Genomic DNA, 12,917 nt, shown 5'->3' on the forward strand with positions numbered 1-12,917 from the left:
CGTCCGCCCGTCCGTGAGGAGCCCTCATTGCGCACCACTCCGCGCGCGTCCTCGCCCCGCCGTTATCTGATGTGCCCACCCACGCACTTCACGGTGACGTACTCCATCAACCCCTGGATGGACCCCACGAAACCGGTCGACCTGCCGCTCGCCCTCGCCCAGTGGGAGGACCTGCGGGACCGCTACCGCGCGCTCGGTCACCGCGTCGAGCTCCTCGTCCCCGACCCGGCGCTGCCCGACATGGTCTTCGCGGCGAACGGCGCCACCGTCGTCGACGGCCGGGTCCTCGGCGCGAAGTTCGCCCACGCGGAGCGCGCGGCCGAGGCCGCGGCGCATCTGGCGTGGTTCCGCCGGAACGGCTGGGCGGACGACGCCGTACGGGTCCCGGAGCACGTCAACGAAGGCGAGGGCGACTTCGCCGTGACCGCCTCCTGGATCCTCGCCGGGCGCGGCTTCCGCTCCAGCCCGCTCTCGCACGACGAGGCCCAGGAGTTCTTCGGGCGGCCGGTGATCGGTCTGGAGCTGGTGGACCCGCGGTACTACCACCTGGACACGGCGCTGTGCGTCCTCGACGACGCCCGCGACGAGGTCATGTACTTCCCGGACGCCTTCTCCCCCGGCAGCCGCGCGGTCCTCGCCCGGCTCTTCCCCGACGCGCTGATCGCCACGGAGGCGGACGCGGCGGCCCTCGGGCTGAACGCGGTCAGCGACGGCCGGAACGTCCTCCTCCCGCAGGCGGCGGTGGGCCTCTTCGCACCGCTGCGCGAGCGCGGCTTCGAACCGATCGGGATGGACCTCGGCGAACTCCTCAAGGGCGGCGGCAGCGTGAAGTGCTGCACCCAGGAGCTGCGGCCCTAGGCCGTGCCCTCGCCGCCCTCGGGCGGCCAGGCGTCGCCCCACTCGGCGTCACGGGCCTGCTTGTACAGGGGTCCGTGGCGCTTGGTGACCGTGTCGCGGGTCAGGCCGTCGGGGCCGCACAGGTCGAGGAGGACGAGACCCTTGCGGATCTGCGGCCTGCGGGTGACGCGGGCGACCGCCGGCGCCGGCGGGACCCGGGTCGCCGCCACGTAGCTGTACTTCTCGTCCTCGTACGGCAGCGAGCCGCCCTTCACCTTCCGGTGCAGCGAGGAGCGGCTGACCCGGGCGGCGAAGTGGCACCAGTCGGTGCCCGGCTCGATCGGGCAGGCCCCGCTGTGCGGGCAGGGCGCGGCGACGGTGAACCCGGCGTCGATCAGCAGGGTCCGGGCGGCGATGATCCGCTCGTAGCCGTCGGGGGTGCCGGGCTCGACGATCACGACCGTCCGCGCGGCCCGCGCCGCCTCGGTCACCAGCGCCGTCCGGTCGGCCGCGGTCAGCTCCTTGAGCACGTACGAGACGGTGACGAGGTCGGTGTCGTCGAGCCGCAGCGCGCCGCCGATCCTCGCCGTGCGCCACTCGGCGTCCAGGGTCCCGGCGGCGAGTTCGCGGCCGAGCGCGAGGGCGGGTTCCGCCCAGTCGAGGACGGTGGTGCGGGGCGGCGCCTCCTCCCAGGCCTCGGCGACGGCCCAGCTCGCCGCGCCGGTGCCGCCGCCGACGTCGGTGTGGGTACGCGGCTCCCAGTCGGGCACGGCCGCGCGCAGCGCGTCGAGGGCGCCCCGTACCGCCTCGAAGGTCGCCGGCATCCGGTACGCGGCGTACGCGGCGACGTCGGAGCGGTCGCGCAGCACGGGGGCGTCCGTCGGGGTGGTCCCCCGGTAGTTGGCGATCAGCCGGTCGACGGCCTGCGTGGCCTGCTTGGGCGGCAGTCCGGCGAGGAGCCCGGCGAGGGCGGCGCGCAGGGAGTCGGCGGAGGCGGCGGAGACGTTCACCGAGACAGTCTAGGCGCCGGCCGCCGGGGTCCCGGCGGTCGCGGCGGGGGCCCGCCACGGCCTGCACAGGCCGAGGAAGCAGACGAGCGCCAGGACCGCGCAGGTCAGCTGGACGACGGCCATCGGGACGGCGGTGTGCTCGCCCGCGATGCCGACGAGCGGGGACGCGACGGCGCCGACGAGGAAGGAGGTCGTGCCGAGGAGCGCGGACGCGGACCCGGCGGCGTGCGGGGTGCGCATCAGGGCCAGGGCGTTGGTGTTGGGCATGGCGAGGCCCATCGCCGACATGAGGACGAAGAGTCCGGCGGCGATCGGCACGAGCCCGACCTTCCCGAAGGCTCCGGAGGTCATCAGGAGCAGGGCGAGGGCGGCGACCAGGATGGTCCCGAGGCCCCAGCCGAGCGCCTTGTCGAGGCTGACGCGGCCGACGAGCAGCTTGCCGTTGATCTGGCCGACGGCGACGAGCCCGATGGAGTTGAGGCCGAAGAGCAGGCTGAAGGTCTGCGGCGAGGCCCCGTAGATCTCCTGGACGACGAACGGCGAGGCGGAGATGTACGCGAAGAGGGCGGCGAAGGCGAGGCCGCCGGTCAGCATGTACCCGGCGAAGACCCGGTCGGCGAGCAGCCCCCGCATGGTGCGCAGGGCCTGGCCGACCCCGCCCTCGTGCCGCCGCTCGGGCGGCAGCGTCTCGCCGAGGAAGCGCCACACGACGAGGGTGAGGAGGACGCCGATGACGGTGAGGACGTGGAAGACGCCCCGCCAGTCGGTGACCCGCAGGATCTGGCCGCCGATGAGGGGCGCGATGATCGGGGCGACGCCGGAGATCAGCATCAGGGTGGAGAAGAACCGGGCCATCTCCACGCCGTCGTAGAGGTCGCGGACGACGGCGCGGGCGATGACGATGCCGGCGGCGCCGGCGAGGCCCTGGAGCAGCCGGAAGCCGATGAGGGTCTCGGCGGTGGGCGCGAAGGCGCAGGCGGCGGTGGCGAGGACGTACACGACCATGCCGATGAGCAGCGGGCGGCGGCGGCCCCATTTGTCGCTCATGGGGCCGACGACGAGCTGGCCGAGGGCCATCCCGGCGAGGCAGGCGGTGAGGGTGAGCTGGATGGTGGCGGCGGGGGCGGCGAGCGCGCCGGTGACCTCCGGCAGGGCCGGGAGGTACATGTCCATGGAGAGCGGGGGCAGTGCGGTGAGCCCGCCGAGGACGAGGGTGACGAGCAGCCCGGTGCGCCGGGCGGCCGGGCCGGCGATCGGCTCGGGGACTCTTTCGGTTATGTGTCCTTGTGTTGTTTTCTGGCCGCTCTCCGGCATCGACCGCTTCCTTTCGTTGAATTCTTGCCTATGCTCTCAGCTCGACCGGCATGGTCGAGACCTCTGCGGAACACATGGGACGGGTGGGGCACATGGGTGACACGGTGCGCTGGGGAATCCTGGCGACGGGCGGCATAGCGGAGCGGTTCACCACGGACCTCCGGACGCTCGACGGCGCCGAGGTCGTCGCGGTGGCATCGCGCAAGGAGGCCTCCGCGAAGGCCTTCGCGGACCGGTTCGGCATTCCGCGGGCCTACGGCGACTGGGCCGGGCTCTACGCCGACGAGGACGTCGACGTGGTGTACGTGGCGACCCCGCACCACGCACACCGGGAGGCGGCCGGCCGCGCCCTGGAGGCGGGCAAGGCGGTGCTCTGCGAGAAGGCTCTCACGCTCAACGCCCGCGAGGCAGAGGAACTCGTCACCCTGTCCCGGGACCGGGGCCTCTTCCTGATGGAGGCCATGTGGATGTACTGCAACCCGCTGATCCGGCGGATCGCGGAGCTGGTCCGCGAGGGCGCGATCGGCGAGATCAGGACCGTCCAGGCGGACTTCGGCCTCGCGGGCCCCTTCGACGCCGGGCACCGGCTGCGGGACCCGGCGGTGGGCGGCGGGGCCCTGCTCGACCTGGGCGTCTACCCGGTGTCGTTCGCCCAGCTGCTCCTCGGCGAACCCGACCGCGTCCAGGCGCACGCGCTGCTCTCGCCGGAGGGCGTCGACCTGAACACCGGGATGCTGCTCGGCTGGTCGGACTCGGGCGCCTCCGCCCTGCTCTCCTGCTCGATCGCCGCGGGCACCCCGATGACGGCCTCGGTCACCGGCTCGCTGGGCCGCATCGACGTCCCGAGCGGCTTCTTCTTCCCGGAGCGCTTCACGCTCCACCGGGCCGGCCACGAGCCGGAGGAGTTCACGACCTCGGACGATCCCCACTCCCTCCGGCACGAGGCCGCCGAGGTCATGCGCTGCCTGCGGGCGGGCGAGACCGAATCCCCGCTCGTCCCCCTCGACGGCTCGCTCGCGGTGATGCGGACGCTCGACGCGGTACGGGACCGCGTCGGCGTCCGCTACCCGCAGGAAGCGGTCGTACGTCCCCGGGAGACGGCCGATCCCCGGGAGACGGCCGTCACGCCGGCTTGAGGCCCGGGTCGCCCGCCTCCGTGACGAAGGAGGCGGCCGTGGTGACGGGGGCGCCCGGGGACGTCACGTACGGCACCGTACGGAAGTCGGCGCGGGCGCCGTCCTCGGCGAGCGCCACCGTCACGTATCCGCGCCGGCCGTTGAAGAACTTCAGGTGGGGGTTGGCCCCCATGAGCTTGTCGTAGTTCGACGGGCGGTCGGCGCCGTCCTTGCCGCTGCTGATCGAGGTGGCGACGATCTCGGTGCCGAGGGTCCGCGAGGCCGGGTCGCGGAAGTCGGCCTTGAGGTCGAGGCCGTAGCCGACGTGGACGTCCCCGGTGAGCACCATCAGGTTCTCCACCCCGGCGGCCTCCGCCCCCGCGAGGATCCGCTGCCGGGAGGCCGGGTAGCCGTCCCAGGAGTCCATGGAGAGCTTGAAGTCGGCGGTGGCGCGGTCGCGGCGCTCGGCGAACACGACCTGCTGCGGCAGGACGTTCCAGCGGGCGTCCGAGGCGCGCCAGCCGTCGAGCAGCCAGCGCTCCTGCGCCGCCCCGGTCAGCGTCCGCGCCGGGTCCTCCGACTCGGGGCCCGGGACCTGCCAGCCGTCGCCGTACGCCTGGTCGGAGCGGTACTGGCGGGTGTCGAGGATGTCGAACTGGGCGAGCCGCCCGAAGCGCAGCCGCCGGTACAGCCTCATGTCGGGGCCCTCGGGCCGCTGCGGCGCGCGCAGCGGCTGGTGCTCCCAGTAGGCGCGGTAGGCGGCGGCGCGGCGGAGCAGGAACTCCTCCGGCGGGACGTCGTTCTCGGGGGTGCCGCCCGCGTAGTTGTTCTCGGTCTCGTGGTCGTCCCAGGTGACGACGAAGGGGTGGGCGGCGTGCGCGGCGCGCAGGTCGGGGTCCGACTTGTAGAGCCCGTACCGCAGCCGGTAGTCGTCCAGGGTGAGCGTCTCGCGGTTGAAGACCGCCGGGAGGGTGCGGTCGGTGTAGGCGCGGGCGCCGCCGGTGGCGTTGACGGCGTACTCGTACAGGTAGTCGCCGAGGTGGAAGACGACGTCGACGTCCTCCCGGGCGAGGTGCCCGTAGGCCGTGAAGTATCCGTCGTGGTAGGCCTGGCAGGAGACGGCGGCGAGCTTCAGACCGCCGGTGCGGGCCCACGGGGCGGGTGCCGTGCGGGTGCGGCCGACGGGGCTGGTCCAGTCGCCGACGCGGAAGCGGTAGAAGAACTCCCGGCCGGGGTCGAGGTGCTCGACCTCGACGTGCGCGGTGTGCGAGAACTCCGGGTGCGCGGTGGCCCGGCCGCGCCGGACGGTCCGGGTGAAGCGCTCGTCGCGGGCGAGCTCCCAGTGGACGGAGACCCGCTGGGCGGGCAGTCCACCGCCGGGCTCGAAGGGGCGGGGCGCGAGCCGGGTCCAGAGCAGTACGGACCCCGGCAGCGGGTCGCCGGATGCCACCCCCAGGGTGAACGGGTCCTCGGATATGCGCCGCCCGTCGAGCTCAGCGGCGGCCGCGGAGCCGGCCGCCGGGAGCTGGGTGGCGAAGGCGAGCGCGGCGGCGGCGCCGGTGACGGTGAGGAAGCGGCGGCGGCCGAAGTGCCGGGCGGCGGCGCGGAGTTCTTCGGAATGCTCGTGTATGTCCTGGTGTACGCGGTTCATGTGCCCCTCCCCAGACGGATGCTGTCCGTCCGTCATTCGAGGGGGGCCGGACGACCTCGCGTTGTCGGGTACAGAACATCCACGTGTCGGAACGATGAGTTCATGGGGCACGGGTCTCGCGTACGCTGCGCGCCCATGAGCATCGCAGTGGTGACGGGAGCGGGATCGGGCATCGGCCGCAGTGTGGCCCTCGCCCTGGCGGCGGCCGGCTGGTCGGTGGCCCTGGCGGGCCGCCGCGCGGCCGCGCTGGAGGAGACGGCGGCGGCCGCGCCGGCCGGGGACTTCCTGGTCGTCCCCACGGACGTCACCTCGGCGGACGAGGTCGCGGCCCTCTTCACGGCGGTACGGGACCGCTACGGCCGCGTCGACCTGCTCTTCAACAACGCCGGTACGTTCGCGGGCGGCGGCGTCCCCGTCGAGGACCTGGACCCGGACACCTGGCGGGCGGTGGTCGACGTCAACCTGACGGGCGCGTTCCTGTGCGCCCAGGCGGCCTTCCGCACCATGAAGGAACAGGAACCGCAGGGCGGCCGCATCATCAACAACGGCTCGATCTCCGCGCACGTGCCGCGCCCGCACTCGATCGCGTACACGGCGACGAAGCACGCGATGACGGGCCTCACCAAGTCCCTGTCGCTCGACGGCCGCCCGTACCGCATCGCGTGCGGTCAGCTCGACATCGGCAACGCGGCGACGGAGATGACCGCCCGGATGCAGACCGGCATCCTCCAGGCCAACGGACAGCTGGCGGCGGAGCCGGTGATGGACGCGGCGGACGTGGCGGCGACGGTGGTGCACATGGCGGCCCTGCCGCTGGAGGCGAACGTGCAGTTCGCGACGGTGATGGCCACGACGATGCCGTACATCGGCCGGGGATAACCCCCGCCCGGAGGGATCGGCCGGGCGTCAGACCGGCCGATCCGCTGAGGACCGATCCGGCGTCAGCGTGGCCGACCCCCTGAGGACCGGCCCGGCGTCAGGCCTGGCCGGTCTCGAACCGCGCGACCTTGCCGCCGTCGACGACGAAGCGCCAGCGCGTCTTCATCTCGCCCCAGGTGTCGTTCCGGAAGCGGGCCACGAGATCGAGCCCGTCGCCCTTCTCCGACTCGATCTCCATGTGCCCGCGCGAGGAGAAGATCTCCCGCTCGGTCCAGTCCCGGAGGTCACGGTCGGACCCGTCGTCGGACATGGTCGCACCAGGAGTCAGGGCCTCCTGGAAAGCCGCCTGGTCTTGGGCGTTGAGGGCCGTGACGAACGCGCGCACGGCCGGATCGGTGAGCCGGTCCACGGGGATGGTCATGCCCTACCCGTACACCCCGGCGACCCCCTCCCCCCGCGAACCCGCCGCACACCCGCCGCGTGTCGGCGGCCGCACTCCGCCACCTGGCCGAGCGGCGCGCCGCCCGAGGCGGCTTCTCAGCGCCACACAGCCCTATGGGCCGCGTGTTCGCTGGCACCGGTCCGGGTCGGCCGGGCAGGCTCCGGCACAGCTTCCGCGCACCACCGCACACATCCCTGGAGGAGCGATGCCGAACGCCGGCAAGGTCGTCAAGCTGTACGCGAAGGAGGCCCCGGTCGGGGTGCTGGACGGGGCCCTGGTCGGCTTCCTCACCGACCCGGCGCAGGCCGGGGAGTGGCTGGTCACCCGGCAGGACGAGGGCTTCCGCCTCACCGCCAAGGGCACGGAGGAGACCGTCACCGCGGAGGGCCCCGAGCGCGCGCCCGTGGCCGTCCGCCCCGACGACTCCCCCGCCTCCGTCTGGCGTCTCCAGCGCGTCGGCCGCGACGGCGACACCACCACGATCACCTCGCTCGCCGACCTCCGGGACGGCACCTATGTGATCGACCAGAACGGACTGGCCCTCGGCCGCGACCTGTTCGAGGACCGCTCCCTGCTCCCCAAGCGCATCTTCGTCCGCACCGACGACCGGGACCCGCAGTGGCGGATCGAGGTCCTCGGCTGAGCCGACCGCCCGCGCGTGCCCCGTCCGGGGTCCGGGTGGGCAGCCGGGCGGCCTCCACGTCAGCCGGTGAAGCCCGGTACGACCAGGCCCGACTCGTACGCGATGACCACCGCGTGCGTCCGGTTCTGCGCGCCGAGTTTGGTCAGCACGTTCCCGACGTGCGTCTTGACCGTCTCCAGGCTCACGGTGAGGGACTCCGCGATCTCCGGGTTGGACAGGCCCGTGGCCATCAGCCGCAGCACCTCCTCCTCCCGTCCGGTCAGCGCCGCCCTCGGCAGCGCCGCCGCGGAGTCCAGCGGACGGACGGCGACCATCCGGCGCAGGGTCGCGGGGAAGAGGATCGCCTCGCCCGCCGCCACCACCCGCACCGCCTCCGCGATCTGCCGGACCGGAAGCCGCTTGAGCACGAATCCGCTGGCACCGGCGCTGAGCGCGGCGGTGACGTGGTCGTCGTTCTCGAAGGTGGTGATCACGACGACCTTCGGCGGCGCCGGGGCGGGGCCGCCCCCCGGCCCCGCCGGCTCGTCCGTCCCCGCGAGGAGCCGGCGGGTCGCCTCGATCCCGTCGCGGCGGGGCATCCGTACGTCCATCAGGACCACGTCAGGCCGCAGCCGCCGCGCCTGCTCGACCACCTCGACGCCGTCGGCGGCCTCCCCGACCACCTCGATGCCCGGCTGTGCGGCGAGCAGCATCCGCAGACCGGTACGGGTCACCTCGTCGTCGTCCGCGATCAGGAGCGTCGTCGGGGTCTCGGTGCCGTCGGGGCCGGTCATGCCGACAACCGTACGGGCAGCCTGACCGCGAGCCGCCAGTGCCTCGGCCCGTCCGGTCCTGCGTCGATCTCGCCGTGCAGGAGGCGTACGCGCTCGGTGAGACCGGGCAGCCCGTGCCCGGAGGTCGGGAAGGCCCGCGGCCGGCCCGTACGCGGCGCGGCCCCCGTCTCGTTGACCACGGCCAGCTCCAGCGCGTCCGGGCCGGCCGCCACCCGTACCGTGATCGGGCCGCCGGAGCCGTGCCGGACGGCGTTGGTCAGCCCCTCCTGGACGATCCGGTACGCGGCCCGGGAGAGCGTCCCCCGCACCCGCGCCGGGTCCCCCGACCGCTCCCACTCCACCACCGCGCCCGTGTGCCGGACCCGTTCGAGCAGCTCGGGCAGGTCGGCCAAGGTGCGGATCGGCGCGGCCGTACCGGTCCCGGCCTTCTCCGCCTCGCGCTCGCGCAGGACGCCGAGGACGTAGTCCAGGTCCTCCAACGCGGCCCTGGCGGACTCCTCGATGCTGCGCAGGGCGGCCCGCGCCGCCACCGGGTCGGTGGACATCAGCTCGCCCGCCACCGCGGCCTGGATCGTGGTCGTCGTCAGCGTGTGCCCGATGGAGTCGTGCAACTCGTGGGCCAGCCGGTTGCGTTCGGCGAGCCGCCGCTCCCGCTCGGCCGCGAGCGCGAGCCGCTCGGTCGTCGACGGCCCGAGGAGCCGGGGCGCCGACCACCGCAGCGCGCGCGTCACGAGGACGCAGACGACCGCGGCGAGCAGCAGACAGCCGAGCGCCGCGGCCCAGCTCTGCCAGCCGCCCGTCACCCGCGTGGACCGGCCGAACAGGCTCAACGCCAGCTCGGCCCGGAGCCAGCCCCCGGGAAGGGCCACGGCGAGGAAGAGCAGCAGCCCGCTCGCGAGCGCACCCGTCCAGCCGACGGTCACGTGCAGCAGCAGCCAGAGAGGAGTCCGCCAGCGCTGCCCGGCCCCGGGGGGCGTCCCGGGCGGGCGGGCGGCCGAGGGCGCGGGCAGGACCACGTGCAGCAGTCGGCGGGCGGCCAGGACCAGCACCCGCCGTGTGGTGCGGGCCAGGCCGACCAGCGCGATCAGCGCGGCCCAGACGACCAGAACCACGCCGAACAGGACGCCCTCGGGGGCCGATCGCCAGGCCAGCGCCGGAAGCAGCGCGAAGGACAGCAGGGGGAGGCTCGCGAGGGCGGCCGCGTAGGCGAACAGCGCGCCCGTGTACGTGGAACGGCGCAGCAGCGGCCGGAGTGCCTTGATCATCATCGGCCAGTATGGACGGGCCGCCCGCGGCCGGCCTCCCCCGATCGGGGGAGCACTTTCTCCCGCCTTTCCGCGATGCGCTCAGGGGCCCCGGAAAACATGATCGTGTCCTGCCCGATCGACGGAAGGACAGCGATGAGCACGCGAGCGATGAAGACGGGGACGTCGAGGTTCCGCCTCTCCCGACCGCGGAAGGGTCTCCGGCGCGGGGGCGCCGCGGCCGCGGCGGCGGTGGTCGCCGCGGTGATGACGGCGGGCGCGCTCGCGCCGCCCGCGGCGGTCGCCGCGACTCGGCCGGACGCCGTGCAGCAGGGCCTGAACGCCCTGGTGCGCGGGGGCCAGCCGGCGGCGCTGGCGAGCGTCGAGGACGCCGGGGGCCGCGCCCGTACGTACACCGCGGGGGTCGGAGACCTGGCCACGGGCGCGAAGGTGCCCAGGGACGGCCAGGTGAGGATCGGCAGCAACACCAAGACGTTCACCGCGGTGGTGGTGCTGCAGCTGGTCGGCGAGGGGAAGATCGGCCTCGACGGGTGGGTCGACACGTACCTGCCGGGGGTGGTGCGGGGGAAGGGCCTCGACGGAGGGAAGATCACCGTACGTCAGCTGCTGCAGCACACGAGCGGGATTCCGGACTACGGGGCGGACATCAGCGACGAGGAGATGCTGCACCGGTACTTCGAGCCGCGTGATCTCGTGGACGTGGCGCTCAAGCACGGGGCCGAGTTCGAACCGGGGAAGAAGTGGAGCTACAGCAACACGAACTACGTGCTGGCGGGCCTGATCGTCCAGAAGGTGACGGGGCGCCCGCTGGCCGAGGAGATCGACCGCCGCATCGTGCGGAGGATCGGACTGCGGCACACGTACTTCCCTGGGCAGGGGGACAGGGGCATCAGGGAGGCGCACCCGAAGGGCTACCACCGGATGAAGAAGGGTGAGCCGCTGCGGGACGTCACACGGCTCGACCCCTCGGCCGGCTGGGCGGCGGGGCAGATGATCTCGACGAACTCGGACCTGAACCGCTTCTTCGGCGAGCTGATCGGCGGCGACCGCCTGCTGCGCGAGGCGCAGCGGAAGCAGATGCGGACGACGGTCCCGATCGCGGGGACGGAGTTCCACTACGGGTTGGGGCTCATGAAGAGGCCGCTGTCGTGCGGAGGCTTCTACTGGGGCCACGGCGGCGACATCACGGGCTACGAGACCAGGGGCGGGGTCACGGACGACGGACGGGCGGCGAACGTGGCGGTGACGAGCATCCCGACGGAGGCGGAGGCCGTGAAGGGGGTGACCGGGGTGGTGGACACGGCTTTGTGCGGGTGAGAGGAGTGGGGCGGGGGCCGGGCCCGGCGTGGACCCCGCCCCCCTCCCCCGTATCCCGCCCCCTCAGTCCAGGCAGAACTCGTTGCCCTCCGGGTCGGCCATCACGATCCACCCGGTGCTCATCGGCGGGTCGGGCTCGAAGCGGCGCAGCCGCTCGGCGCCCAGCGCCACGAGCCGGGCGCACTCGGCCTCCAGGGCCGCCATCCGCTCCTCCCCCTCGAGACCGGGCGCCGCCCTGACGTCGAGGTGGACGCGGTTCTTGGCCGCCTTGCCCTCCGGCACCTGCTGGAAGAAGATCCGGGGCCCCTCCCCGTCGGGGTCCTCCAGGGCCGACCGCGAGTTGCGCTGCTCCTCCGGTACGCCCATCTTCGCGAGGAACTCGTCCCAGGCGGCCAGCGCGTCGGCGCCCTCGGGCAGTTCGACTCCGGGCGGGCCGGGGTGGACGTACCCCAGCACCTCACCCCAGAAGACCGACAGGGCCCCGGGGTCATGGGCGTCGAAGGTGACCTGGAAGTGGCGGCTCATCGTGCGGCTCCGTTCGTCGTGGTGAAGCCACCCTGACACCCATGGCGGACAGGATCGGTCCGCCATCTCTGGCAGGCTGGGCCACATGGACGAGCGGGGGACGACGGAGCGGGTGCTCACCCTGCTCGGGCTGTTGCAGCGGCGTCAGGTGTGGACGGGCCCGGAACTCGCCGAGCGCCTCGGGGTCACCGCGCGCACGGTGCGCCGCGATGTCGAACGGCTGCGCGCCCTGGGCTATCCGGTGCACGCCGGCATGGGGGTCGGCGGTGGCTACCGGCTCGGCCGGGGGCAGGAACTGCCGCCGCTCCTCCTCGACGACGAGGAGGCGATCGCCACGGCGGTGGCGCTGCTCGCGGGCGCGGCCTCGGGCACGGGCGACGCCGCGCTGCGGGCCCTCACCAAGCTCGACCAGGTGCTGCCCAGCCGGCTGCGGCACGAGGTGCGGGCCCTGTCGGACACGGTGGAGTTCTTCGGCTCGGGCCGCACCCCGGTCGACCCCGATGTGCTCATGACCCTGGCCAGGGCGTGCCGCGACGAGGTGGAGACGGGCTTCGACTACCCGTCGGGGGACACGACGAGCCGGCGGCGGGTCGAGCCGCACCGCCTGGTCGCCTCCGACCGGCGCTGGTACCTCCTCGCGTACGACCTGGACCGCGACGACTGGCGCACCTTCCGCGTCGACCGGATGACCGAAGTCGCCCCCCGGACCTGGCGGTTCCGCCCCCGGCCGGCCCCCGACGCGGCGCAGTACGTGCAGGAGGGCGTGGCCAGCCGCGTCTACGCGCGGCAGGCCCGCTTCCTCGTGCACGCCCCGGCGTCGGTCGTCCGCGGCCAGGTCCCGCCCTCGGCGGCCCTCGTTCGGCCCCTGGGGGACGACCGCTGCGAGCTGGTGACCGGCGCCGCCGACCTCGACTTCCTGATCATGCGCGTCCTCCTCCTGGGCCACCCCTTCGAGGCCCTCGACCCCCCGGACCTCGCCTCCCACTGCCACGCCCTGGCACAACGCCTCCTGTCGGTCACGGTCACCACACCCCCATCGGGAGCGGCCGCGCAGGGTCCTACGGCTGTCCGGCCCGATCCGGAGGGCTGACCGTCAGGGGAGGCGTGGGCGTGCTCGGAGCTCCGTGTCCGAATTGCGCCAGCGGC

13 protein-coding genes are annotated in these 12,917 nt (G+C 73.8%); 6 read left to right on the forward strand and 7 right to left on the reverse strand.

All coding sequences use genetic code 11. The annotated features are described in order from the left end of the window. The first annotated feature begins 27 nt into the window (after nucleotides 1-27). Nucleotides 28-858 carry a dimethylargininase gene (gene ddaH, locus DEJ43_RS09710; protein WP_015033166.1) on the forward strand — a complete coding sequence of 277 codons (831 nt, stop codon included), beginning with the start codon at nucleotides 28-30 and terminating at the stop codon, nucleotides 856-858. On the opposite strand, the gene DEJ43_RS09715 is transcribed toward ddaH, so the two are convergent. Next, nucleotides 855-1,847, reverse strand: coding sequence for a small ribosomal subunit Rsm22 family protein (locus tag DEJ43_RS09715; protein ID WP_015033167.1), 993 nt, complete (start codon nucleotides 1,845-1,847; stop codon nucleotides 855-857). The genes ddaH and DEJ43_RS09715 overlap by 4 nt on opposite strands. Before the next feature lie 9 nt (nucleotides 1,848-1,856). Continuing rightward, entirely contained in the window at nucleotides 1,857-3,161 is a 1,305-nt protein-coding gene (locus DEJ43_RS09720; RefSeq protein ID WP_015033168.1) for a Bcr/CflA family multidrug efflux MFS transporter, read from the reverse strand. Nucleotides 3,162-3,253: 92 nt separating this feature from the next. Here DEJ43_RS09720 and DEJ43_RS09725 point away from each other — a divergent pair, with 92 nt between their 5' ends. Further along, on the forward strand, nucleotides 3,254-4,297 hold the full coding sequence (locus DEJ43_RS09725; protein WP_051025858.1) for a Gfo/Idh/MocA family protein: 1,044 nt from the start codon (nucleotides 3,254-3,256) through the stop codon (nucleotides 4,295-4,297). Here DEJ43_RS09725 and DEJ43_RS09730 read toward each other — a convergent pair. Continuing rightward, entirely contained in the window at nucleotides 4,284-5,927 is a 1,644-nt protein-coding gene (locus DEJ43_RS09730) for an alkaline phosphatase D family protein (RefSeq protein ID WP_015033170.1), read from the reverse strand. The two genes, DEJ43_RS09725 and DEJ43_RS09730, sit on opposite strands and share 14 nt — an antisense overlap. A 102-nt stretch (nucleotides 5,928-6,029) precedes the next feature. Between DEJ43_RS09730 and DEJ43_RS09735 the strand changes: the two genes are divergently transcribed. Continuing rightward, nucleotides 6,030-6,806, forward strand: coding sequence for an SDR family oxidoreductase (locus DEJ43_RS09735; RefSeq protein WP_015033171.1), 777 nt, complete (start codon nucleotides 6,030-6,032; stop codon nucleotides 6,804-6,806). A gap of 97 nt (nucleotides 6,807-6,903) precedes the next feature. Here the strand turns inward: DEJ43_RS09735 and DEJ43_RS09740 are convergent, their stop codons facing one another. Then, nucleotides 6,904-7,227: a hypothetical protein gene (locus tag DEJ43_RS09740; protein WP_015033172.1), complete on the reverse strand. Its 324-nt coding sequence runs from the start codon at nucleotides 7,225-7,227 to the stop codon at nucleotides 6,904-6,906. A gap of 226 nt (nucleotides 7,228-7,453) precedes the next feature. Here DEJ43_RS09740 and DEJ43_RS09745 point away from each other — a divergent pair, with 226 nt between their 5' ends. Further along, a complete protein-coding gene (locus tag DEJ43_RS09745; RefSeq protein WP_015033173.1) occupies nucleotides 7,454-7,891 on the forward strand; it encodes an RICIN domain-containing protein in 438 nt (145 codons plus the stop codon). Nucleotides 7,892-7,950: 59 nt separating this feature from the next. Here DEJ43_RS09745 and DEJ43_RS09750 read toward each other — a convergent pair whose 3' ends face one another. Both DEJ43_RS09750 and DEJ43_RS09755 read right to left on the reverse strand, forming a co-directional pair. Continuing rightward, on the reverse strand, nucleotides 7,951-8,664 hold the full coding sequence (locus DEJ43_RS09750) for a response regulator transcription factor (protein ID WP_015033174.1): 714 nt from the start codon (nucleotides 8,662-8,664) through the stop codon (nucleotides 7,951-7,953). Further along, complete coding sequence (locus tag DEJ43_RS09755; protein WP_041663787.1) at nucleotides 8,661-9,929, reverse strand: sensor histidine kinase; 1,269 nt, start codon at nucleotides 9,927-9,929, stop codon at nucleotides 8,661-8,663. Before DEJ43_RS09755 ends, DEJ43_RS09750 begins: the two co-directional genes overlap by 4 nt. A 135-nt stretch (nucleotides 9,930-10,064) precedes the next feature. Between DEJ43_RS09755 and DEJ43_RS09760 the strand changes: the two genes are divergently transcribed. Further along, nucleotides 10,065-11,246: a serine hydrolase domain-containing protein gene (locus DEJ43_RS09760; protein ID WP_411572264.1), complete on the forward strand. Its 1,182-nt coding sequence runs from the start codon at nucleotides 10,065-10,067 to the stop codon at nucleotides 11,244-11,246. A gap of 63 nt (nucleotides 11,247-11,309) precedes the next feature. Here the strand turns inward: DEJ43_RS09760 and DEJ43_RS09765 are convergent, their stop codons facing one another. Then, nucleotides 11,310-11,771, reverse strand: a complete 462-nt coding sequence (locus DEJ43_RS09765; protein WP_015033179.1) for a VOC family protein — start codon at nucleotides 11,769-11,771, stop codon at nucleotides 11,310-11,312. An 85-nt stretch (nucleotides 11,772-11,856) separates the two neighbouring features. Between DEJ43_RS09765 and DEJ43_RS09770 the strand changes: the two genes are divergently transcribed. Beyond that, nucleotides 11,857-12,861: a helix-turn-helix transcriptional regulator gene (locus tag DEJ43_RS09770; protein WP_015033180.1), complete on the forward strand. Its 1,005-nt coding sequence runs from the start codon at nucleotides 11,857-11,859 to the stop codon at nucleotides 12,859-12,861. Nucleotides 12,862-12,917: the final 56 nt, after the last annotated feature.

It is taken from the genome of Streptomyces venezuelae ATCC 10712, from assembly GCF_008639165.1.
Taxonomy (GTDB): domain Bacteria; phylum Actinomycetota; class Actinomycetes; order Streptomycetales; family Streptomycetaceae; genus Streptomyces; species Streptomyces venezuelae.

Coding starts and splice junctions, on each gene's coding strand:
- DEJ43_RS09745 (WP_015033173.1), top strand. CDS start 7,454: ATGCCGAACGCCGGCAAGGTCGTCAAGCTGTACGCGAAGGAGGCCCCG.
- DEJ43_RS09725 (WP_051025858.1), top strand. CDS start 3,254: ATGGGTGACACGGTGCGCTGGGGAATCCTGGCGACGGGCGGCATAGCG.
- DEJ43_RS09755 (WP_041663787.1), bottom strand. CDS start 9,929: ATGATCAAGGCACTCCGGCCGCTGCTGCGCCGTTCCACGTACACGGGC.
- DEJ43_RS09735 (WP_015033171.1), top strand. CDS start 6,030: ATGGGGCACGGGTCTCGCGTACGCTGCGCGCCCATGAGCATCGCAGTG.
- DEJ43_RS09730 (WP_015033170.1), bottom strand. CDS start 5,927: ATGAACCGCGTACACCAGGACATACACGAGCATTCCGAAGAACTCCGC.
- DEJ43_RS09760 (WP_411572264.1), top strand. CDS start 10,065: ATGAGCACGCGAGCGATGAAGACGGGGACGTCGAGGTTCCGCCTCTCC.
- DEJ43_RS09720 (WP_015033168.1), bottom strand. CDS start 3,161: ATGCCGGAGAGCGGCCAGAAAACAACACAAGGACACATAACCGAAAGA.
- DEJ43_RS09750 (WP_015033174.1), bottom strand. CDS start 8,664: ATGACCGGCCCCGACGGCACCGAGACCCCGACGACGCTCCTGATCGCG.
- DEJ43_RS09740 (WP_015033172.1), bottom strand. CDS start 7,227: ATGACCATCCCCGTGGACCGGCTCACCGATCCGGCCGTGCGCGCGTTC.
- DEJ43_RS09765 (WP_015033179.1), bottom strand. CDS start 11,771: ATGAGCCGCCACTTCCAGGTCACCTTCGACGCCCATGACCCCGGGGCC.
- DEJ43_RS09770 (WP_015033180.1), top strand. CDS start 11,857: ATGGACGAGCGGGGGACGACGGAGCGGGTGCTCACCCTGCTCGGGCTG.